Raw genomic sequence first — 19,820 nt, 5'->3', positions numbered from 1 at the left:
CATCTGTGGGACGCTACCGGGACGCCCCCAGGACACCTGGGCGCACCAGCCTGGCCGCATGAGAGTCATCGTCGTAGGAGCAGGCGTGCTCGGCACCATGCACGCCTGGCAGGCCGTCGAACGCGGCCACGAGGTCGTCCACCTGGAGCGCGAGACCGAGGCGCGCGGCGCCTCCGTGCGCAACTTCGGCCTGGTCTGGGTCAGCGGCCGCGCACAGGGCGAGGAACTGGACACCGCGCTGCGCGCCCGCGAACTGTGGGAAGGCATCGGCGCCCGCGTCCCCGACCTCGGCTTCCGCGCCAACGGATCGCTCACCGCGATCCGCACCCAGGCCGAACTCGCCGTCGCCGAACAGGCACTCACCCTGCCCGACGCCGCCGCCCGCGGCTACCGGCTGCTCGACGCCGACCAGACCAGGGCCGCCAACCCCGCCCTGCGCGGCGAACTCCTCGGCGCCCTGTGGTGCGAGCGCGACGCCGCCGTCGAACCCCGCACCGCCCAGCCCGCGCTGCGCGCCGCCCTCCAGGCCACCGGCCGCTACACCTTCCTGCCCGGCCGCGAGGTCCGCGACGTGATCGGCGAGAACGCCGTCCGCGACGACCACGGCGACGTCCACACCGGCGACCTCGTCATCCTCTGCACCGGCGCCTGGCTCGGCGGCCTCGTCCGCGAACTCGCCCCCTCGCTGCCCGTGCGCAAGGTCCGGCTGCAGATGATGCAGACCGACCCGCTCGGCGAGACCCTCACCACCTCCGTCGCCGACGGCGACAGCTTCCGCTACTACCCGGCCTTCGCCGGCACCGCCCTGGACCGCCTCCGCGACACCCAGCCGCAGCCCGACGTCGCCGCCGAACACAAGATGCAGCTGCTCATGGTCCAGCGGCGCGACGGCGGCCTCACCATCGGCGACACCCACGAGTACGACCAGCCGTTCGGCTTCGACGTCGTCGAGGACCCGTACGACCACCTGGTCGGCGTGGCCGAGGACCTGCTCGGCCGCCCCCTGCCGCGCGTCCGCCGCCGCTGGGCCGGGGTGTACGCGCAGTGCGTCGACACCACCCGGGTCGTCCACCGCGAACAACTCCGCGACGGCGTCTGGCTCGTCACCGGCCCCGGCGGCCGCGGCATGACCTGCTCCCCGGCCATCGCCGAAACCACCGCCGAACTCGCAAACCTGTAAGGGTAGTTGACATGTCCTTTGATATCCGCCTGGTCGTCCTCGACATGGCCGGCACCACCGTGGCCGACGACGGCCTCGTCGAACAGGCCTTCACCGCCGCCGCCCGGACGCTCGGCGTCGAGGCCGGCAGCCCGGGCTTCGGCCCCATGCTGGACCACGTCCGCGCCACCATGGGCGAATCCAAGATCTCCGTCTTCCGGCACCTCTTCGGGGACGAGGACAAGGCCCAGCGGGCCAACACCGCATTCGAGGCCGCCTACCACGACCTCGTCGACGCCGGGCACTGCGCCGCCCTGCCCGGCGCCGCCGACGCCATCGCCGAACTGCGCGGCCAGGGCCGGAAGGTCGCCCTCACCACCGGCTTCTCCCGGGCCACCCAGGACCGCATCCTCACCGCCCTCGGCTGGCAGTCCGTCGCCGACCTCACCCTCAGCCCCGCCGAGGCCGGCCGCGGCCGCCCCTACCCGGACCTCGCGCTCACCGCGCTGCTGCGGACCGGAGTCGAGTCGGTGCGGCAGATCGCCGTCGCCGGCGACACCGGCTACGACATGCTGACCGGCGTACGGGCCGGAGCGTCCGTCGTCGCCGGCGTGCTCACCGGCGCCCACGACGAGGCCCGGCTGCGGGCCGACGGGGCGACGCACGTGCTCGGCTCGGTCGCGGAACTGCCCGGACTGCTGGGCTGAACGATCCCCCGGTGTTCGTCGTGTCGGCGGCCCGCGCGCCCGCGGGGACACCGTGGCCGGCGCGCGGGCCCGCCCCCCCCCCGGCGCCCGCCGCGCCCCCGCGCGGCGGCCCGCGCCCCCGCGCCCGGCTGGGCGGCCCCCCCGCCCCCGGGGTGCCCCGTCCGCGCCCCCGCCACCCCCCCCCACACCCGGGGTCAGGTCAGGACACCGGCCCGGCCGCTCCGCCGCCTCGCCGCCGGGCCGACTCGCGGCCCAGCCAGGCGACGGCGAGCATCAGGGCGGCCGTCAGCCCGACGGCGAGCCCGAGATCCCGGGGAAGACTGATGTCCCCCGGGCGCTGCGGGTCGGCGCGGCCGGCCGGATCGAAACGGACCGTCACCCGGTCGCCGACCGCGAGCGCGCGCAGCCCCGTCGACAACTCGCCGCCGGGCAACGCAGTGCCGTCCTCGGCCGCGAGGTCGTACATCGAGGACGGGTGCTTCCCGGCGAGACGGTCCGTCTCCCCGGTGACCCGGGCCGTCACCGTCTCGCCGGACAGCCGCAGGATCACGTCGTCCCGCGCCATGGCCACGGCCCCCGTCACCAGGCCCGCGAGGAGAACGGCGAACAGCGCCACCCAACAGCCCACCCACCGCCCCAGCAGCCGCACCAGACCCACCACCCAGGCCACCACCAGCACCAGCCCGAGCAGCGAAGCGGCGCCCCCGCCGAGGTAGGTGCCCGCGAGCACCAGCCCGAACGTCCCCACGGGGACGCCCAGGACCAGGACAGCGCTCAGCACGGTGGCCCGGCTACGGTCCCTGGTCGTACCCATGACTCTCCCCGCGTGCGTCCGATCGGGCTGGAAGAGTACGACGCGTCCCCTCACCCCCGGACACGGGGCCTGGTCGGACGGGAGGGGGACTTCCTCGGGGTGGAGGAAGAGGCCGGCGCGGACCTTCGTCAGGTAGGCCTACATGCCGTCGGCGGTCTCGAATTCGATCCAGGCGTTCTCGCAGTCACTTCGATGTCGGGATATCGACGGATGAATATGGCGAGTTCAGGCTTCGTGGCGCCTCTTACGGGTGCTGAAGGCCGTCATGCCGTAGGCGAGGTGCGCCCCAGCCAGTCCTCCATCTTGCCTTTGCTCATGCTCGCGTCGATATCGATGTCGATCATCCCGGTTCCGTCGAGGGTAAAGCCGCCACCGTTCTCGAAGAGGGAGACGATCGGTTCGAACGGGTTGGGCAACTGGAACGGGACTTTGGATGCTCCCTGGAGAGCGGCGAAGTGCAGCGCCCCTGCGCAGGCCTGTTGAACGGCCGGATACTGAAGGGCGCAGCTCTTCGAGACCTGTTCGACCAGATCGGGATCGGCGCGCACTGACGGGTCGATCAGCGCGGCCACATCGAAGAACGGCCATGCATCAGAGCCGAGCTGGTGAGCCCACAGCGCCGAGCGCCACAGGAATTCCCGCATGAGTGAGATGCGCAGGCGAGGGTCTGTGTCCAGAGGGGACCAGTCGACGTTGAGCAGTCGGTTGGCCAAAGTGTCTGCGGTGTCCATCAGTTCTTCTTCTTCGCGAGGATCAGGGCGGCGATTTCGTCAAGGTTGGACAGGTCGTCGGCCAGCGGGAAGTCGGGCTTCTCAAGACCGCGTCTGGGCCAGGCTATGAATGGGTCGGCGTGGCTCTCATGCGGTGCGACATCATGTGCGCCGTAACTGTTCTCGGTCGCCCAGTTGACCCCTTCTTCCCACCTGCCCTCTCGATACGGGATGTTGTGGGGCGGGGCCATGAGTATACTCTCGACGCCTTCGTGGGCGGCCCATCGATAGAACTTCGTGGCCTCCTCCGGGGATAGGGTTCCGGATTCCGCTTTGGTCCACATTTCGGCGATGTGGTCGAAGGGTGCGAACCGGCCCGTCATCGGTTTCCCGTCTGGGGGCACTGGTACGTCCTTGTGGACCGTCTCGAAGATGTGCTCCTTGACTCTGTTGAGGACGTTCGGGCTGATACCGGTGTTCGCGGCGATGCGATCCGTGTCGCCAGTGGTGTTGCGAATCCTTTCGTACGCTTGCGCGGCCTGTTTCGATTGCGCCCCGTCGATGTACTCCGACCCTCCGGTTCTCGGGAGATACCCGTCGGGCGCCTCGCCCGGACGGCGGCCGCCGCCTTTGGGAGCAGCCGCGGTGCCGATGGCGCCGAGGATGAGGTCGAGGGGCATGACCGGGCCGGTTTTGAAGGTGGCGTCGTAGCCGTAGGTGAGGCCGGCGCCGGTGAGCATGCGGCCGGGGAGGGTGTCGGCGGCGCCCGCGACCTTGGCGAGGCCGGCGAGGGCGACGGAGGCGTTCTCGGCGCCCTCGGCGGCGTTGGCGACGACGCGGCCGCCGGCGCCGAGGCCGCCGCCGGCGCCGCCCATCACGCCGCCGGTCTCGGCGGAGTCGACGGCTTCCTGGAGGCTGTAGCCGCCGTCGTCGAAGAACTCGACCCGGATCGGCTGGGCGACGGCGAGGTCGACGGCGATGGCCTCGACGGAGCCGAAGACGACGCCGGTGAGGATGGTGGCGGCGATGGTGGCGATGGTTTCGGAGACGGCGACGCCGAGGCCAGCGGCGGTGGCGATGATGCCTGCGGCGGCGGTGCCGGCGGCGGCTTCGGAGATGCCGGCGGTGAAGATGGCGAGGGCGGTGCCGGCGACCAGGGTCGCGCCGACGATCGCGGCCTCTTCCTTGAGCTTCTTGAGCGCTTTGTCGACCTCGTCGGCGAAGGCGCGCAGGGCCTTGGCGAGGTTGCGGCAGGCGGCGGCGACATCGGGGAGCCAGCCCTTGCCCTTGCCCCCGTAGTACTGGCCCCAGAACTTGCCGAAGGCGTCGATGGCGGGGCCGTGGTTGTTGGCGACGATGGCGGCGGCGGCCTGGTGGGTGGGCGCGGTGACGTTGTCGATGGCGGTGGCCATCGTGTCCCAGGCGGCGGCGACCGTGCGGAGCTCGTCCGGGTCGGCGTCGGGCCACCACAGACCGGTGACCTTGCGGACGATCTTCTCGGCCGCGGACTCACCCACGCGCCGGCTCCCTCCGCGGCGGGCGGCCGATCACGGCGTGAGGTCCTTGCGGACGTGGTTGTCGGCGTCGGTGTGGTTGTCGGCGTGGGCGTTCAGCCCGTCGTGGATGCTGGTGAGGCCTTTGACCAGGACGTCCAGCGCGGAGAGCACGTGGTCGTGCGGGCCGTTGTAGGCCTGGGCGAACTCCTTGCCCTGCTTGTCGTCGCCCCACGGGCTGCCGGCGCCGGCGAGGGTGTGCTTGAGCGTGTCGAGGGCGTCCTTGAGCGCCTTGCTCTGGGCTTCGAAGGTCGGCGCGGCCGCTTTCAGGTCCCCCGGCCGGATCTTGAACTCCGGGCCGCCGGCTTTCGGTCCGTCATCCGCCATGGCGTCATCCCCCCGTGCTGTCCGTGCGTTGAGAAGGAGCGAAGGGAGAGATGCGCGGAGGAGCGGCGGGGTTGCGGGCTACGGAGTGATCTGGGTCACGGGCTGATCCGGGTCACGGGGTCGGAGGGGTCGTGTGGCGGTGTGGGTCTGCGTGCGGACCAGAGCAGGGTGCCGCCGATCAGGGCGTTGCAGGCGAGGAATGTCAACAGGTAGGCGGTGGAGTCGACTTCGCCGGGGAGTTTGGGGGCGACCTGGCCTGCCGGGTCGATGCGGACGGTGATCACGTCGCCGGGTTTGAACCGGGTGGAGCTCTCTTCGAGGTCGCCGCCGGGGATCTCGCCGGCCGGGTCGGTCGAGGCGAGGGTGTAGGCCCGTCCGGAGCCGTGGAGCGAGTCGGTCGTCTTCTCGTTGAGGACTACGGCCTGCACCGTCCGGCCCGATCCCAGGATCAGGTTGGTCCAGGCGACGGAACCCGACAGGTAGGCGACGAAGGCGACGGCGGCGATGCCTGCGCCCCAGGCGAACGGCTTGCGCTGGAACGCGGGGTTGCTGTCGGCGTCGCGCCGTAGGGCGAGGGCGAGCAGCATGACCACGGGGTAGGCGAAGCCCACGATGGTGGCGACGAACGAGTTGACGTACACGTTCAGTGCCGTGACGCCGATGAGGATGGCGGTGGAGAGGGCGATGAGGGCCAGTGTGCCGCGGAGGCGGCGGAGCCCGTCGGGCGGGGCCGAGTTGGTGGTGGTCGTCATCCGAAGGCCTTTCGGATGTTGTCCCACTGGTCCGGTGGCAGCGCGTCGGCGCTCTCGTCCCGGGGCGGGTGGAAGGAGATGCCGCGGAACGCGGTGGCCAGGAGCGGCAGCCACTCGTCCCAGTGGTCGAGGTCCTCGGTGGTGAAGACGGCGGCGACCACGTGCGGGCTCCACGGGTGCGGGATCAGCAGTTCGAGTTGGCGCACCGTGTTGACGGTGGAGTCGGGCACGCCGAACACCGCGCCCGGCACCGGGACGGCCAGGTCGCGGGCGGCGAGCGCGGCGCGGCCGGTCGGCAGGTCCACCACGCCGACGTCGGCGTCCGGCCAGGCCTCGGCCAGTTGTTCGGCGATTCGGGCGGGGTAGCTGCCGGGCGCGCCGAGGTCCTGCGGGCGGACGAAGACGGTGAGCATGCCGTGGATGGGTTCGCCGTCCTCGGCCCGGACGAGGCAGCTGGAGACGTGGACCGCGCCCTCGCGCAGTTGGGTCTGCAGCGCGGTCTCGGCGGCGATCACGGCGCTGAGCTTCTGTTCGGGCCGGGCGTCGGGGAAGGCCGCGTCCAGGCCCTCCGCCGTGCGGGCCATCCGGTCGCCGAGGTCCTCGTCGAGGTCGAGGGGGGTGAAGCCTGCGGGCAGGGTGAGCCAGAGCGGCGGAATCCCGGTGGTCTCAACGGCCATAGCCGGCCGCCCATCCGCCCATGCCGAGCAGGTTGCCGACGGCGGACACGGTGCCGATGACGGCGGAGCCCTTGCCGCCGGCGGTGCCGACGCCGACGGACCCGATGACGTTGTTGCCGCCGGTGGTGTAGTTGACGGCGTCGGTGAGGCCGCCGCTCGGATTGTCCTGGCTGAGGGCGTACGCCGTCGGGACGTTGAGCCCGAAGGTGGTGGCGGCCTGGACGCCGTCGGAGACGTTCATCGCGGTGGCCTTGGAGACCCCGAGCTTGATGGCGGGCTTCTCGATCGCGGTGGTGAAGATCGGGTTGGCCGGGTCGACGGCGCGGGCGGCGGCCCGGACCTCGGTCGTACCGGCGCTCATGGCGCCGCGTACGCTCCCACCGGCGGCGCGCGCCCCCCGGGTGGCGTTCAGGCCCTTGGCCGCTACGCCCACCCCGGGGATCGCGCCGATCACGTCGCCGCCCAGCGTCAGCCAGTTGCCGATGTTCTTCTGCGGCGGCCACAGCTTGCCCTCAAGGGCGTACTTGGTCGCGTGCGTGCCTGCGGCGGCGGCGCTCAGCAGGAGGGCCGGCAGCGCGAAGGCGGGGAAGAAGATCGCCGCGACGCCGCAGAGGCCGGCGGCGACGGTGAGCATGTCGGCGCCGTGGTTCTTGAGCCAGGTGCCGACCTTGCTGAGCCAGCCGGGCTCCGGCGGCGCCTTGCTGTCGGCGGCCTTGCGGATGGCGGCTGCGGTCTTGTGGGCGTCGGACTTGTGGCCCCCGGCGAGTTCGTGGGCCTGCTTCTGGAGCTCGGTGAGGTCGTTGGCGGCGCTGCCGACGAGTGCGGCGGCCGCGTCCAGGTGGTCCTTCGCCTTGGCGTAGCGCTGCTCGGCGGCGGCGAGGCCGGCGTCGTCGGGGAAGGTCTGGCCGGCGAGCTTGAGGTCGGGGGCGGCGGCCGCGGCGGTGTGCGCCTGTTCGGCCTGCTCCTTCTGCTGCTTGGCGGCGACCGCGGCGCGGGCCAACTCGGCGGCCTTGGGCTGGTGTTCGGTCAGTGCCGTGTACCAGACGTCGAGGGCCTGGTAGGCGGCGGTGATCGAGTCGGCGGCGTCCTGGAGGTACGTGGGGAGCTTGCCGAACTGGCCGGCGAAGGCCTTGGCGGCCTCGCCGGTCCACTGGCCCTGGTTGGCGGAGAGCTGCGAGAGCGTGGTGTGGACGTCGGTCAGGTGCTGGCCCACTCGGCGCAGGCTGCCGCTGAGGCCGGTGACCGCGGCGGTGTCGCCGGGGGTCGGGTTGAAGCCGAGGCCGGACCAGTCCGGCGTGGGGGCGGTCACGACCGCCCCTGGGGGGTGAGGGCCTTGGTGGTGTCCTGTTCGGTGCTGTCGTAGCCCTGTTGCACCTGCTCCAGGCCGTCGTCAAGGATCTTGACGCACTCGCGGACCTTCTTCAGCCCGTACTCCCACGTGCCCTGGAAGTGTCCGCAGGCCTCGTCGAGGAAGTCGTAGCCCAGTCCGCTGCGACTCGCTTCCTTGAGCGCCTTGAGTCCTTGGTCGAGTTCGTCGCCGCAGCCTTTGAGGTCCTTGGCCAGCTTGGCGAGGAACTCGGTGCTGACCGTGAAGTCGGCCACTGCTCCCCCGATGTGTCGATGGCGTGACCGGCCGAGCATAGCCGCAGTCGGTACGCGGGCGATCTGTTGTGACGGGTGCTTCACGTTGCGGTGACGGGATCTTGACGATGCGCCAGCGCGCGGCGGCGTCGGCGGCGGCCGGGAGGCGGCCGGGCGCCGTCGGGGTCAGCGGTGCCAGAAGCCGCGCTTCTTCGGGGCGACGAGCTTCGCCACCGCGGCGACGAACAGTTCGGCGACGGGGGAGGGGCCTTCGCCGTGGTTGAGGTGGCCTTCGGAGGACCACTCGCCGAGGACGGTGCCGGGGCTGCCGTCGAAGGGGTTGAGCGCGTGTTCCAGGGTCACGTAGCGGACGGTCTTGGTGCCCTGGGGGTGGACGGCGGCGACGAAGTGGGCCTCGGTGGCGCCGGTCGGGGTGGGGAGGGTGACGAGCAGCAGGGGGTGGCCGTCGGCCCGCAGGTGCCGGCAGTCCAGGCCGTGGCTGGGCAGCCGGTCCTCGGGCGGGAGGGTCTGGCCGAGGTTGTCCCAGATGCCGGTGAGGACGGGCAGGAGGCTGCCGCCGGCGTCCGGGACGGTCAGCCGCGGGCCGAATTCGAGGACCTGGCGGGCGAGCTCGCGGTGGACGAAGCGGTAGTGGTGGGGCCGTGGTTCGGTCATGGGGCCCACGGTAGCGAACCACTCGGAGCGGGCGGTCGGCACATCCGACTTCCCGCTCCGAAAGGGCAGTTGACCAGCACCGTGGGCCCGGGGGCGGCCCGTCAGTGACTGTTCTTGAGGTTGAGCACGACCACTCCGACGATCACCAGGGCGATCCCCAGCCACTGGAGGCGTCCCAGTGATTCGCCGAAGGCGACCACGCCTATTCCGGCGACCGCCGCCGTCCCGGCCCCCGACCAGACGGCGTAGGCGACCGAGACCGGGATGTGCTTGAGCGCGCGCCCGAGCAGCACGAAGGACAGCACGTAGCCGACCGCCACTCCCAGGCTCGGCCAGAGGCGGGTGAACCCCTCGGTGAGCTTGAGGCAGCTGGTCGCGCAGACCTCGCTCAGGATGGCGAGGGAGAGCAGGAGATAGGGCATGCCGGTCAAACGGCCCGGGCGGCGCCGAGCTTCCCCAGCAGGGCGAGGTCGGCCTGTTCCAGGCTGGCGAGCAGGGTGATCCGGCCGCCGTCGGGCATCGGCGTCGAGGTGGACGGCACTGCGAGCACGGCGCAGCCGGCCGCGGCGGCGGAGGCGACTCCGGTCGGGGTGTCCTCGACGGCGACGCAGGCGGCCGGGTCCAGGCCGAGCCGTTCGGCGGCGGCGAGGTACGGGTCCGGTGCGGGCTTGGTGCGCGGGGTGTCCTCGGCGGCCAGGGTGACGGCGAACCAGTCCCGGCCGATGGCGGCGAGGACCAGGTCGACCACCTGGCGCGGGGAGGCGGAGACCAGGGCGGTGGGCACCTGCGCGTCCCGCAGGGAGGCCAGCAGGGCGAGCGCGCCGGGGCGCGGGACGGTCTCGGCGGCGACCTTGGCGGCGAAGGACTCGCCGAGCCGGGCGGCGAGTTCGGCCTCGGTGAGGTTGGTGCCGCTGACCTTGTGCAGGTGGGCGGCGGTGTGCTCGACGGCCTGGCCGAGCACTTCGGGGGCGTCCTGGTCGGTGAGCGCGTGGTGGAGCTCGTCGGCGAGTTCGGCGGTGGCCTGCCACCAGAGCTGCTCGGTGTCGACCAGGGTGCCGTCCATGTCGAACAGGACGGCGGCGGGGCGGGGGGCCTCGGGCGCCGGAGCGCCGGGGGCCAGGGGGTCGGGCGTCACGGAGGATTCGGGCGTCAGGGCGGAGTCGGGCGTCAGGGCTTCAGGCATGGCGGTACCTTCGGTGGTTCATCAGATGGTGCTACGCAGATGGGGTTCGAGGCTCTCAGACGGTGCGGCGGTCCACCAGCACCGGACGCTCCGGCAGCAGGAGCTCGGCGCGCGAGCCGGCCGGCAGCGCGGCGGCGGCCTCGGTCGGCAGGTCGGCCTTGACCTCGGTGCCGTCGTCGAGGCGGACGGTGAGCCGGGTGACGGCGCCCAGGAAGGACGCGGTGATCACCAGGGCCGGGCCGGCCTCGGACGGGGTCAGGGTGACGTTCTCCGGGCGGACCAGCACCTGGAGCTCGCCGTCGGCGGGCAGGTCGCCGTCCACCGCGTGCCGGCGGCCGAGCACCTCGACGCCGTCGGACGTGCGGGTGCACGGGATGCGGCTCATGGTGCCGACGAACTCGGCGACGAACGCGGTGGCCGGTCGGCCGTACAGCTCGGACGGGGTGGCGCACTGCTCCAGCCGGCCCGCGCGCAGCACCGCGACCCGGTCGGCCATCGACAGCGCCTCCTCCTGGTCGTGGGTGACGAACAGGGTCGTGATCCCCAGTTCCTGCTGGAGCCGGCGGATCTCCTCGCGCAGCTGGAGGCGGACCTTGGCGTCCAGCGCGGACAGCGGCTCGTCGAGCAGCAGCACGCGCGGCTGCAGGGCGAGCGCCCGGGCGAGCGCGATGCGCTGCTGCTGGCCGCCGGACATCTGGTGCGGGTAGTGCTCGGCGCGGTGCGGCAGGCCGACCAGCTCCAGCAGCTCCTGGGCGCGCTTGCGGCGCTCGGCCTTGCCGGCGCCGCGCATCCGCAGCCCGAAGGCGACGTTGTCCAGCGCGCTCAGGTGCGGGAAGAGGCTGTACGACTGGAACACCATGCCCGCGTCGCGCTTGTGGGCGGGGATCGCGGTGATGTCCTGCCCGTCGACCAGGACCTCGCCGGAGTCGTGCTGCTCGAAGCCGGCCAGGATGCGCAGCGCGGTGGTCTTGCCGCAGCCGGACGGGCCGAGCAGGGCGAGCAGTTCGCCCGGGTGGACGGTCAGGTCCAGGCCGTCGAGGGCGGTGGTGGCGCCGAACGAGCGGCGCAGCGAGCGGAACTCGACGGTGGCGCCGCCGGGGGCGAGCGCGGCACCGGCGACGGGGGCGGAAACCGTGGTCATGGCTGGTGACTCCTGGAAAGCGTGGGGTGGTTCAGGACCGTGCGGCCAGGGCGCGGGACGGCCGCGCGGCGGGGTGTCTCAGGCCCGCGCGCCCTTGCGGCCGCGGCCGACGGCGGACATCAGCAGCAGGACGAGCCAGACGATCAGCAGGCTGAGCATCGAGACGGCGACGGACATCTGGCCGTCGCTCTTGCCGTTGGAGTTGATCCACACCGAGAAGGGGGCGAAGCCGAGGATGGAGGCGGTGGTGAACTCGCCGAGCACCAGGGCGACGGTGAGGACGGCCGCGTTCAGCAGCGCGCTGCGCAGGTTCGGCAGGACGACGGTGAACACCGCGCGCAGCCAGCCGGCCCCGCAGTTGCGGGCGGCCTCGACCAGGGTGGCGACGTCCACGCCGCGCAGCCCGGCGTCCAGCGCCCGGTAGGCGAACGGCAGTGCCATCAGCACGTAGGCGATGACCAGGACGATCGGGAACTTCGGGTCCTGGATGGCCACGATGGTCTGGAACAGCGGGGTGTCCTGGAGGTAGTCCGGGCCCCAGCGCAGCACGCCGATGATGCCGGTGGTGAGCGCGACCACGGGGACGACCAGCGGCATCGAGCACATCACCTCGATCACCGGGCGCAGCTTCGGCGCACCGAGCCGGGCGGCGAGCATCGCCGGGACGAGCAGGAGCAGCAGCACCGCCACCGTGACGCCGGCCAGCTCCAGGCTCAGCACCAGGCTGTCCAGGAAGCCGGGCGCGTTCAGCAGCTCGGTGTAGGCCCGGAAGGTGGTGCCGCCCTTGTTGTCGTCGACGCTGAAGATCACCGAGGAGGCCAGCGGTACGGCGAAGTAGACGCCGCAGAGCAGCAGGACGAGGCCGCGGCCGAAACGGATGCGATTGATCAGGCGAGCCACTTGGCACTCCGGCGCTGAAGGGGCAGGTACACGGCCATCACCAGGCAGGCGACCACGATCATGTCGAGGCCGAGGGCGAGGGCGAGGTTGCCCTGGCCGACCAGGACGTTGCCGGACAGCGCGTCGCCGATCTGCATCGAGATCAGCGGCACCGAACTGCCCACCATGGCCTCGGCGGTGGCGTACGCGGCGAAGGAGGCGCCGAACAGCAGCACGAAGCCGCCGAGCAGCGAGGGCACCAGGACCGGCAGGGCCACGTGCCGCCAGTACTGCACGACGGTGGCGCCGTTGTTGTACGCGGCCTCGCGCCACTGGGTGCGCAGGCCCTCCAGGGCCGGGGTGATGGTGATGACCATCAGCGGCACCAGGAAGTACAGGTAGACCACGGAGAGGCCGGTGAAGGTGTAGAGGTTCCAGCCGTGGCTGGTGAGGCCGAACTTCTTGGTGACCTCGCCGGCGTTGCCGAGGGTGGCGACGAACATGAAGGCGAGCGGCACACCGCCGAAGTTGGCGAGCACGCCGGAGGCGGAGAGCACCGCCTCGCGGAACACCCGGAACCGGGAGGTGGCCACGGCCTGGGCCAGCGGCAGGCCGACCACGGTGGCGATCAGCGCGGTCAGCAGGGAGAGCTTGACGCTGCCCCACAGGGCGGTCCAGTAGGCGCCCTGCAGCGAGCCGGTGAGGTTGTCGGTGGTGAAGGTGCCGCCGCCGTCGGGGGCGTCGGGCGAGGTGGTGAACGCGCCGATGGCGATCGCGACGGCGGGCAGGCCGAAGCCGACCAGGAAGAACAGGAGCAGGGGGAGGGCGGCCAGCCAGGCGCGGCCGCGGCCGGCCCGGGGCTTGCCGGGGCGGGGGGCCCTGGCGGTCTTGGCGGTCTCGGTGCTCTTGGCCGTGGTGGCCGTGGTGGCCGTGGTGTCCGCGGTGTCGGTGGCCTTGGCCGTTGTGGCGTCGGCGGTGGCGGGGGTGGTTGCTGCGGGGCCGGGGGCGCCCCCGCCGCTCTGGGCGGCGGAGGCGGGGGCCGGCACCGGGGTGGGAGCCGTGGTCATCGTCAGGTCAGCCCGCGATCGCCTTGGCCCAGTTCTCGGTCACGGTCTTCTTGGCCGTGTCCGTCTGCTCCTGGGTCGGGAAGGTGGTGAAGGGCTTCTCGACCGGCGGGAGCTTGGCGGCGCCCGCGGCGTCCAGGGTGCCGGCCGTCTTCATGGCGTCGAACAGGGCCGGGGTGGCGTAGCCGCCCAGGAAGCCGTTCTGGCCCTCGGCGCTGTACAGGTACTCCTCCCACAGGCGGGCGGCGGCCGGGTGCGGCGCGTCCTTGTTGATCGCCTGGTTGTAGTACTGCGCGTAGGAGCCGTCCGAGGGGATGGTCACCTGCCAGTCGATGCCCTTGCTCCTGAACTTGTCGGCGTAGCCGGCGTTCAGGTACGACCAGTCGATGCTGATCGGGGTCTCGCCCTTCTCGATGGTCGCCGGGGTGACCTCGACCGGGTTGAAGTTGCCGGCCTGCTTGACCTTGGCGAAGAAGTCGATGCCGGGCTGGATGTTGTCCAGCGAGCCGCCGTTGGCGAGCGCGGCCGCGTAGACGGCGCCGAACGCGGCACCGGCCTTGGTCGGGTTGCCGTTCAGGGCGACCATGCCCTTGTACTCGGGCTTCAGCAGGTCGGCGAAGGTCTTCGGGCAGGCGGACACCTTCTTGGCGTCGCACGCGATCGACATGTAGCCGCCGTAGTCGTTGTAGTGCAGGCCGTCGGCGTTCTTCATGGTGGCCGGGATCTTGTCGAAGTCGGTGACCTTGTACGGGGCCAGCAGGCCCTGCTTGGCGGCGCTGAGCGCGAAGGCCGAGCCGAGGTCGACGACGTCGGGGGCGCGGTCCTGGCCCTTGCGGGAGGTGATCGCGTTGATCTCGTCCTGGCTGGCGCCGTCGGGGTTCTCGTCCTCGATCTCGATGCCGTACTTCGCCTTGAAGTCGTCCATCAGCTTGCCGTAGTTCGCCCAGTCGCGCGGCAGCGTGATGGCGTGCAGCTTCCCCTCCTTCTTGGCGGCGGCGATCAGGCCGTCCATCCCGCCGAAATCGGCGACCGAGGTGGCGGTCTTGGCGCTCTTGCCGCCCGCGGCGTCGCCGGACTTCGCGGTGGAGGAGCCGGCGGAGCCGCAGGCGGTGAGGGACAGCGCGGCGGCGGTCAGGACCGCTGCGAAGGCGGCGGAACGGGCGCGGTGCACGGACACGGGTCAGTCTCCTGATCGGGTGTACTGCAAGGGGGTGAGCTGCGGTGGGGTTGTCTGATCGGGGGATCGCGCGAGTGGCCGTTCGGAGCCGTTCTGAGGTGCCCGGTGCCGTTCGGAGCCGCCCGGAGCCGTTCGAGGCCGTCCGAGTTGACTAGCCAACTTCGCTGACGGACGTAAGTACGCCGGAGTCCGATGACGGGAAGGTGAACGGACGGCCCAGAACCGGGGTCGGCTGCGGGAACGGTCGAATCCGGCCATCGGAGCGTGATCCGTTCGGTGCGATGCTTCAAAGGCGCAGCGGGATAAGGTCGGGCTGTCCGTGCCGGTACGGCTGCGCAGGACACCGCCCCAGGAGGGACATTGACTGACGTGGCACTTGAGCCCGGGCGCCCCGCCGAGCGCGCTCCCGGCGCCCTGTACCGGAAGGTCGCCGCCGACCTGCGCGAGGCCATCACCACCGGCGCGTACGGCGAGGCCGGCCGGCTGCCCGCCGAGGGCGCGCTCGCCGAGCAGTACGGCGTCTCCCGCGGCACCGTCCGCCAGGCGCTCGCCGTCCTGCGCTCCGACGGGCTGGTCACCTCCCGCCGCGGCACCCGGCGCGTCGTGCTCGGGGGCGCCCGGGTGCAGAGCTTCTCCGAACTGCTCAGCTTCACGCACTGGGCGTACTCGATGGGCGAGGAGCCCGGCGGCATCCTGGACTCGCTGGTCCGCCGCCCCGCCGACACCGCCGAACGCGAGCAACTGCGCCTGGAGCCGGGCGCCGAGGTGTACGTGACCGTCCGGCTGCGCACCCTCTCCGGCACGCCCGTGATGGTCGAGCGAACCATCTACCCGCCGCGGGTCGGCGAGATCGTCGCCGAGCTGCCGGCGGACGTCGTCTCGCACACCGAAGTCCTGCGCGAGCACGGCATCCTGTTCACCGACGCCGACCACACCATCGACATCGTGGCCGCCAACGCCGAGGACGCCCGGCTCCTCGGCTGCCGCCGCGGCGGCCCGCTGCTGCGCGAACGGCGGCGCACGACGGACCCGACCGGCACTCCGGTGGAGTGGTCCCAGGACCGCTACCTGCCCGGGACGGTGGCGTTCAGCATCCACAACTCGCTGGCCGCGTCGGCGCTTTCGCGGCACGCCCGGGAGGGTGACTGAGCCCGGGGCGGAGCCCGGTCCGCCTCCCGGGCGTGCCGGCCGGCGCCATCAGTGCATGAGCGCGGCGAGCAGCGGGCGGTAGTGCTCGAATCCGGGTGTCGGCGCCCCGGCCGTCTTCGCCTGCTCGTCCCAGCGGCGGACGGCCACCGCGTCGGCGGCGCCCGGGAGTTCGGCGAACGCGGCGGCCTGCCGCTCGTCCATCGGGCCGCCCTGGACGGTGAGGGTGTACTCCGAGGCCTCGGACAGCCGCTGCCGGTAGTCCGGTTCCACTGCGCAAAGGTAGCGCTTGGCGGCCACGTGCAGCCGGACCGGCTCGGTCACCTCCGGGCCGAACCACCGCGCCAGCCAGTCGGCGCCGGTGTCGCTGTGCCGGTTGTCCTGACCCTCCATCAAGTCGCTTCCGTGCAGCGCGCCATGGAAGTGTCCGACGTCGTGCAGCAGTGCGGCGGCGACGAGGTGGTCCGGCGCCCCGGCCGCCTCGGCGGCAGCGGCGGCCTGGAGCATGTGCTCGGCCATGGTGACCTCCTCGCCCAGGTACTCCCCGGCGCCCTCGCCCGCGAACAGCCCGGCGATCGCGTCCAGCGCGGCGGCGCGCCGGTGCAGCACGGCGAGGGTGCTGCCCAGTGTGTCCAGGTCGGCGTAGCAGCCCTGGAGGTGGCGGTGGCCGTCCTGCTGGAAGGCCGTCCGGGCGTGCAGCAGCCGGGTGTTGTCGAAGACCAGGCAGTCGCCGCGGTCGAGGCGGAAGGCGAGCTGGAGTTCGGGGCGCAGGGTGATCGCGGCGAAGCGGCGGTACGCGGCGTAGAAGGCCGTCAGTTCGCCGGAGCTCCCGCGCAGGGTGCCGATCGAGCGGTTGTTGAACCGCACCTCGCGGATCCGGCCCAGGGCGTCCACCTCGATCAGCGGGCGGTCGGCGCGCAGTTCGGTGCGGCGGTCGCGGAAGACGAACGGGACGGGCGTGCGGGTGAGCGTCTCGAAGTCCGCCGGTGCCTCCTCCCGGAGGAGCGCCGCCGCCCGGAACCCGTCCACCAGGCCGGAGTCGCCGCCGGTCGCGGAGTTCTCCAGGCAGTGCAGGAGCTGGAGCGTCGGCACCGGGTCCCGGTACGGGTTGTCGGTGTGCGGTGCGATCGCGACGCTGGTGAACGCCAGGTTGTTCGGATCCGGCTCGACCCGGACGTCGAACAGCTCCCCGTAGTTGGTGACCCGGACGTAGCCGAAGCTCTCGGCCACCGCGAGGACCTGCCGCTCCACCGCCGGCACCCCGCGCAGCACCGCGAAGCCGCTGCGGCGCACGGCGGTGAGGACGGCGGCCTGCTCGGCGGGGTCGGCCAGGTACGCCTCCCACCGCGCCTCGGGGATCCCGTGTGCGAAGTCCGCCGCCACCCAGAGCCGCTTGCCCTCCTCCGTCCGCCCGTCGCCGTCCCGCTCGGCGCCGAGCCACTCCAGCGGGTACCGGGAGTGGTGCCCGTCCGACCAGAGCACCTCCAGGCCCTCGTCGGTCTCCGTGCTCGCGGCGACCGCCAGGTCCTGCGGCAGGTCGTCGATCTGGAACAGCTTCTGCCCGTTCCTGGGGTCCCGGCACTCGGCGCACGGGCAGTTGTCGCGCAGCCAGTACGGCGGCAGCTCGGTCACGGTGGTCTCCTCCTCGGCGGCGTCCCGGGTGAAGTTGTATAGCCAACTTCACCCCTGGCCGGAGCCTGCCTGCCCCCGGTGAGATCGGCGTGCCGCGCAGATGAACGCTGCGGGAACTGTGCCGGGAGCCGATGGCCGAAACCTTCCGCTCCGCGTGGGACCAGGTCCTGTCCGAGGGTGAGACGGAGCGGCCCCCGGGACCGGGTGTCCCAGGGGCCGCTCCGCGTGATCGGGCCTCGACGGCGCCGTGGTGTCAGCCCTGGACGGCTGCCGTCCAGGCCGCCTCCGCGGCGGCCAGGGCCGGGGCCGGGTCCGCGTCCGTCGCGGTGGCGAGGGCGGTGAGGCAGGCGCGGACGGTGGGCAGGGCGGCGGCGGGGCCGTAGTGGTTGACGCGGAGCATCGACGCGGCGAGGGGGCCGCCGCCGGGCTGGACGGGGAGGGCGGGGTCGAGGCGGGCGGCGAGCTCGGCCGCGTGCACGCCGGCCGGGGTGCGCAGGGTGGTGGCGACGGGGGCCGCGTGGGCGTCCTCGGTGACGAACGGGGCGAGGGTGCCGAGCGCGCGGGCGCCCGCGCGGGTGGCGGCGGAGGCGGCGCGGTGGCGGGCGATGACGGCGGGCAGGCCGTCGGCGGCGATCCGGTCGAGGCAGGCGCCGAGGGCCAGCATCTCCAACTGGGCGGGGGCGTGCGGGAGCACGGTGCGCCCGGCGTCCGTCCAGCGCTCCTTCCAGTCGAGCAGGGACAGGTAGGAGCGGCGCGGGGCGGCCGGGTTGGCGGCGATCCGCTCCCAGGCGCGCTGGGAGACGGAGACGGCGGAGACCCCGGCGGGGCCGCCCATGGCCTTCTGGCCGCCGATGACGCACAGGTCGACGCCCCACTCGTCGGTGAGCAGCGGCTCGGCGGCGACGGAGGCGACCGCGTCGAGCATCAGCAGGGCGCCGTGCTCGCGGACGGCGGCGGCGATCCCGGCGACGGGGTTGGTGTTGCCGGTGGCGGCCTCGGCGTGGACGAGGGAGACGAAGTCGACGGCCGGGTGGGCGGCGAGGGCGTCGGCGACCTGCTGCGCGCTGACCGCGCTGTCGAAGGGGACGGCCAGGTCCACGACCTCGACCCCGCAGGAGCGCAGCCAGTTGCCGAAGGTCTGCCCGTACGGGCCGGTGACGATGTTGAGCGCGGTGGAGCCGGGGTGCGCGGCGCCGCGGATCGCGGCCTCCAGTGGCAGCAGCGCCTCACCCTGGGTGACGATGACGTCCGCGGTGGTGTGCAGCAGTGCGGCCACCTGGTCCTCGATCGCCGCGAACTCGGCGGCGCTGAGCGGGGGGAGGTCGAGGAAGGGGCTCACGGTAGCGGCCTTTCGGGCATGAGGTGGTGGGTGTCGGCACGAGTCTGCCGCATTCTTGCTGCTTACAGGGAACACGCCCGTCGGTAGAGTGCGGGCCATGAGCGATGGCGCGGTGCTGCACGTCCGGGGTCGGGTGCTGGTCGGTCCGGAGGACGTCCGGGACGAACTCTGGGTCGTGGACGGCCGGGTGAGCTTCACCCGCCCGCCCGGCGCCGAGGACGTCCGGACGGTGACCGGCTGGGTGCTGCCCGGTCTGGTGGACGCGCACTGCCACGTCGGCCTGGACGCGCACGGCGCCGTCGACGCGGAGACCAGCGAGAAGCAGGCGCTCACCGACCGTGACGCCGGCACCCTGCTGATCCGCGACGCCGGCTCGGCCGCCGACACCCGGTGGATCGACGAGCGCGAGGACCTGCCCCGGATCATCCGCGCCGGGCGGCACATCGCCCGCACACGCCGCTACATCCGCAACTACGCGCACGAGATCGAGCCCGGCGACCTCGCCGCGTACGTCCGTGCGGAGGCCCGGCGCGGCGACGGCTGGGTGAAGCTGGTCGGCGACTGGATCGACCGCGAGCGCGGCGACCTCGCCGCCTGCTGGCCCGGCGACGCGCTGGCCGAGGCGATCGCGGCGGCGCACGAGGAAGGCGCGCGGGTCACCGCGCACTGCTTCGCCGCCGAGTCGCTGCCGGACCTGCTGGCGGCCGGCATCGACTGCATCGAGCACGCCACCGGGCTGACCGAGGAGCTGATCCCGGCCTTCGCCGAGCGCGGCGTGGCGATCGTCCCGACGCTGGTCAACATCGCCACCTTCCCGGGCCTGGCGGCCGGCGGCGAGGGCAGGTTCCCGGCCTGGGCGGCCCACATGCGGCGGCTGCACGAGCGCCGCTACGCCACCGTCGGCGCCGCGCACGACGCCGGCATCCCGGTGTTCGTCGGCACGGACGCGGGCGGCTCGCTGGCGCACGGGCTGGTCGCGGAGGAGGTGGCGGAGCTGGTGAAGGCGGGGCTGAGCCCGGCGCAGGCGCTGTCGGCGGCCAGTTGGGGTGCGCGGGAGTGGCTGGGTCGGCCGGGGCTGGAGGAGGGGGAGTCGGCCGACTTCGTGGTGTACGGGGAGGACCCGCGGGCGGACGTCCGGGTGCTCGCCGACCCGCGGCTGGTGGTGCTGCGCGGCCGGCCGGTGGGGTGAGCGGGTGGCCGGTGGCGGGCGATCCGTCGTGGTCGGCCGTGGGCCGGGTGGTCCCGGGTTCGTATGCATGATCATCCGCTGAACGCGCTGTCGGCGTAGGCCGATAGGGTGGCCA

General features: G+C 72.7%; 21 protein-coding genes. 4 read left to right on the top strand and 17 right to left on the bottom strand.

The window, feature by feature from the left end:
- Positions 1-58: 58 nt before the first annotated feature.
- The gene (locus tag ACFV6D_RS05960; RefSeq protein WP_380336134.1) at positions 59-1,180 is read left to right on the top strand and encodes a TIGR03364 family FAD-dependent oxidoreductase; all 1,122 of its coding nucleotides are present in this window, start codon (positions 59-61) and stop codon (positions 1,178-1,180) included.
- A gap of 11 nt (positions 1,181-1,191) precedes the next feature.
- Positions 1,192-1,866: a phosphonatase-like hydrolase gene (locus tag ACFV6D_RS05955; protein WP_063349551.1), complete on the top strand. Its 675-nt coding sequence runs from the start codon at positions 1,192-1,194 to the stop codon at positions 1,864-1,866.
- A gap of 199 nt (positions 1,867-2,065) precedes the next feature.
- Here ACFV6D_RS05955 and ACFV6D_RS05950 read toward each other — a convergent pair whose 3' ends face one another.
- From ACFV6D_RS05950 to ACFV6D_RS05880, 15 genes are all read right to left on the bottom strand, one after another.
- A complete protein-coding gene (locus ACFV6D_RS05950; RefSeq protein ID WP_380558619.1) occupies positions 2,066-2,680 on the bottom strand; it encodes a hypothetical protein in 615 nt (204 codons plus the stop codon).
- Positions 2,681-2,943: 263 nt separating this feature from the next.
- Positions 2,944-3,411, bottom strand: a complete 468-nt coding sequence (locus ACFV6D_RS05945) for a hypothetical protein (protein ID WP_380558617.1) — start codon at positions 3,409-3,411, stop codon at positions 2,944-2,946.
- A complete protein-coding gene (locus ACFV6D_RS05940) occupies positions 3,411-4,907 on the bottom strand; it encodes a hypothetical protein (protein WP_380558614.1) in 1,497 nt (498 codons plus the stop codon). The genes ACFV6D_RS05945 and ACFV6D_RS05940 overlap by 1 nt, the downstream gene beginning before the upstream one ends.
- A 30-nt stretch (positions 4,908-4,937) precedes the next feature.
- The gene (locus ACFV6D_RS05935) at positions 4,938-5,270 is read right to left on the bottom strand and encodes a WXG100 family type VII secretion target (RefSeq protein WP_380378101.1); all 333 of its coding nucleotides are present in this window, start codon (positions 5,268-5,270) and stop codon (positions 4,938-4,940) included.
- Positions 5,271-5,365: 95 nt separating this feature from the next.
- Entirely contained in the window at positions 5,366-6,022 is a 657-nt protein-coding gene (locus ACFV6D_RS05930; protein ID WP_380558611.1) for a hypothetical protein, read from the bottom strand.
- On the bottom strand, positions 6,019-6,699 hold the full coding sequence (locus ACFV6D_RS05925) for a hypothetical protein (RefSeq protein ID WP_063349554.1): 681 nt from the start codon (positions 6,697-6,699) through the stop codon (positions 6,019-6,021). Before ACFV6D_RS05925 ends, ACFV6D_RS05930 begins: the two co-directional genes overlap by 4 nt.
- The gene (locus ACFV6D_RS05920) at positions 6,689-8,008 is read right to left on the bottom strand and encodes a putative T7SS-secreted protein (protein ID WP_380336142.1); all 1,320 of its coding nucleotides are present in this window, start codon (positions 8,006-8,008) and stop codon (positions 6,689-6,691) included. The genes ACFV6D_RS05925 and ACFV6D_RS05920 overlap by 11 nt, the downstream gene beginning before the upstream one ends.
- A complete protein-coding gene (locus ACFV6D_RS05915) occupies positions 8,005-8,301 on the bottom strand; it encodes a hypothetical protein (RefSeq protein ID WP_063349556.1) in 297 nt (98 codons plus the stop codon). Before ACFV6D_RS05915 ends, ACFV6D_RS05920 begins: the two co-directional genes overlap by 4 nt.
- A 165-nt stretch (positions 8,302-8,466) precedes the next feature.
- The gene (locus ACFV6D_RS05910; RefSeq protein WP_380558608.1) at positions 8,467-8,955 is read right to left on the bottom strand and encodes a hypothetical protein; all 489 of its coding nucleotides are present in this window, start codon (positions 8,953-8,955) and stop codon (positions 8,467-8,469) included.
- Positions 8,956-9,056: 101 nt separating this feature from the next.
- Positions 9,057-9,377, bottom strand: coding sequence for a multidrug efflux SMR transporter (locus ACFV6D_RS05905; RefSeq protein ID WP_063349558.1), 321 nt, complete (start codon positions 9,375-9,377; stop codon positions 9,057-9,059).
- Positions 9,378-9,382: 5 nt separating this feature from the next.
- Positions 9,383-10,138 carry an HAD family hydrolase gene (locus ACFV6D_RS05900; protein ID WP_380558605.1) on the bottom strand — a complete coding sequence of 252 codons (756 nt, stop codon included), beginning with the start codon at positions 10,136-10,138 and terminating at the stop codon, positions 9,383-9,385.
- Between the two features lie 55 nt (positions 10,139-10,193).
- Entirely contained in the window at positions 10,194-11,279 is a 1,086-nt protein-coding gene (locus ACFV6D_RS05895) for an ABC transporter ATP-binding protein (RefSeq protein ID WP_363368993.1), read from the bottom strand.
- A 78-nt stretch (positions 11,280-11,357) separates the two neighbouring features.
- Positions 11,358-12,167 (bottom strand): ABC transporter permease subunit, encoded by an 810-nt coding sequence (locus tag ACFV6D_RS05890; RefSeq protein WP_063351452.1) that lies wholly within the window; start codon positions 12,165-12,167, stop codon positions 11,358-11,360.
- Positions 12,167-13,225 carry an ABC transporter permease gene (locus ACFV6D_RS05885; RefSeq protein ID WP_380558602.1) on the bottom strand — a complete coding sequence of 353 codons (1,059 nt, stop codon included), beginning with the start codon at positions 13,223-13,225 and terminating at the stop codon, positions 12,167-12,169. The genes ACFV6D_RS05890 and ACFV6D_RS05885 overlap by 1 nt, the downstream gene beginning before the upstream one ends.
- A gap of 7 nt (positions 13,226-13,232) precedes the next feature.
- On the bottom strand, positions 13,233-14,399 hold the full coding sequence (locus ACFV6D_RS05880; RefSeq protein ID WP_063349561.1) for an ABC transporter substrate-binding protein: 1,167 nt from the start codon (positions 14,397-14,399) through the stop codon (positions 13,233-13,235).
- Between the two features lie 369 nt (positions 14,400-14,768).
- Between ACFV6D_RS05880 and ACFV6D_RS05875 the strand changes: the two genes are divergently transcribed.
- Positions 14,769-15,548: a GntR family transcriptional regulator gene (locus ACFV6D_RS05875; protein ID WP_063349562.1), complete on the top strand. Its 780-nt coding sequence runs from the start codon at positions 14,769-14,771 to the stop codon at positions 15,546-15,548.
- Positions 15,549-15,596: 48 nt separating this feature from the next.
- Here the strand turns inward: ACFV6D_RS05875 and ACFV6D_RS05870 are convergent, their stop codons facing one another.
- Positions 15,597-17,177 (bottom strand): phosphonate degradation HD-domain oxygenase, encoded by a 1,581-nt coding sequence (locus ACFV6D_RS05870; protein WP_380558599.1) that lies wholly within the window; start codon positions 17,175-17,177, stop codon positions 15,597-15,599.
- A 253-nt stretch (positions 17,178-17,430) separates the two neighbouring features.
- Positions 17,431-18,516 carry a pyridoxal-phosphate-dependent aminotransferase family protein gene (locus ACFV6D_RS05865; RefSeq protein ID WP_380558596.1) on the bottom strand — a complete coding sequence of 362 codons (1,086 nt, stop codon included), beginning with the start codon at positions 18,514-18,516 and terminating at the stop codon, positions 17,431-17,433.
- A gap of 97 nt (positions 18,517-18,613) precedes the next feature.
- Here ACFV6D_RS05865 and ACFV6D_RS05860 point away from each other — a divergent pair, with 97 nt between their 5' ends.
- Positions 18,614-19,705, top strand: a complete 1,092-nt coding sequence (locus tag ACFV6D_RS05860) for an amidohydrolase family protein (protein WP_063349565.1) — start codon at positions 18,614-18,616, stop codon at positions 19,703-19,705.
- Positions 19,706-19,820: the final 115 nt, after the last annotated feature.

Source organism: Kitasatospora sp. NPDC059812, assembly GCF_042732075.1.
GTDB lineage: Bacteria > Actinomycetota > Actinomycetes > Streptomycetales > Streptomycetaceae > Kitasatospora.
This window is presented reverse-complemented; position numbering and strand designations above follow the sequence as displayed.

Coding starts and splice junctions, on each gene's coding strand:
- ACFV6D_RS05960 (WP_380336134.1), top strand. CDS start 59: ATGAGAGTCATCGTCGTAGGAGCAGGCGTGCTCGGCACCATGCACGCC.
- ACFV6D_RS05955 (WP_063349551.1), top strand. CDS start 1,192: ATGTCCTTTGATATCCGCCTGGTCGTCCTCGACATGGCCGGCACCACC.
- ACFV6D_RS05950 (WP_380558619.1), bottom strand. CDS start 2,680: ATGGGTACGACCAGGGACCGTAGCCGGGCCACCGTGCTGAGCGCTGTC.
- ACFV6D_RS05945 (WP_380558617.1), bottom strand. CDS start 3,411: ATGGACACCGCAGACACTTTGGCCAACCGACTGCTCAACGTCGACTGG.
- ACFV6D_RS05935 (WP_380378101.1), bottom strand. CDS start 5,270: ATGGCGGATGACGGACCGAAAGCCGGCGGCCCGGAGTTCAAGATCCGG.
- ACFV6D_RS05930 (WP_380558611.1), bottom strand. CDS start 6,022: ATGACGACCACCACCAACTCGGCCCCGCCCGACGGGCTCCGCCGCCTC.
- ACFV6D_RS05925 (WP_063349554.1), bottom strand. CDS start 6,699: ATGGCCGTTGAGACCACCGGGATTCCGCCGCTCTGGCTCACCCTGCCC.
- ACFV6D_RS05910 (WP_380558608.1), bottom strand. CDS start 8,955: ATGACCGAACCACGGCCCCACCACTACCGCTTCGTCCACCGCGAGCTC.
- ACFV6D_RS05905 (WP_063349558.1), bottom strand. CDS start 9,377: ATGCCCTATCTCCTGCTCTCCCTCGCCATCCTGAGCGAGGTCTGCGCG.
- ACFV6D_RS05900 (WP_380558605.1), bottom strand. CDS start 10,138: ATGCCTGAAGCCCTGACGCCCGACTCCGCCCTGACGCCCGAATCCTCC.
- ACFV6D_RS05895 (WP_363368993.1), bottom strand. CDS start 11,279: ATGACCACGGTTTCCGCCCCCGTCGCCGGTGCCGCGCTCGCCCCCGGC.
- ACFV6D_RS05885 (WP_380558602.1), bottom strand. CDS start 13,225: ATGACCACGGCTCCCACCCCGGTGCCGGCCCCCGCCTCCGCCGCCCAG.
- ACFV6D_RS05860 (WP_063349565.1), top strand. CDS start 18,614: ATGAGCGATGGCGCGGTGCTGCACGTCCGGGGTCGGGTGCTGGTCGGT.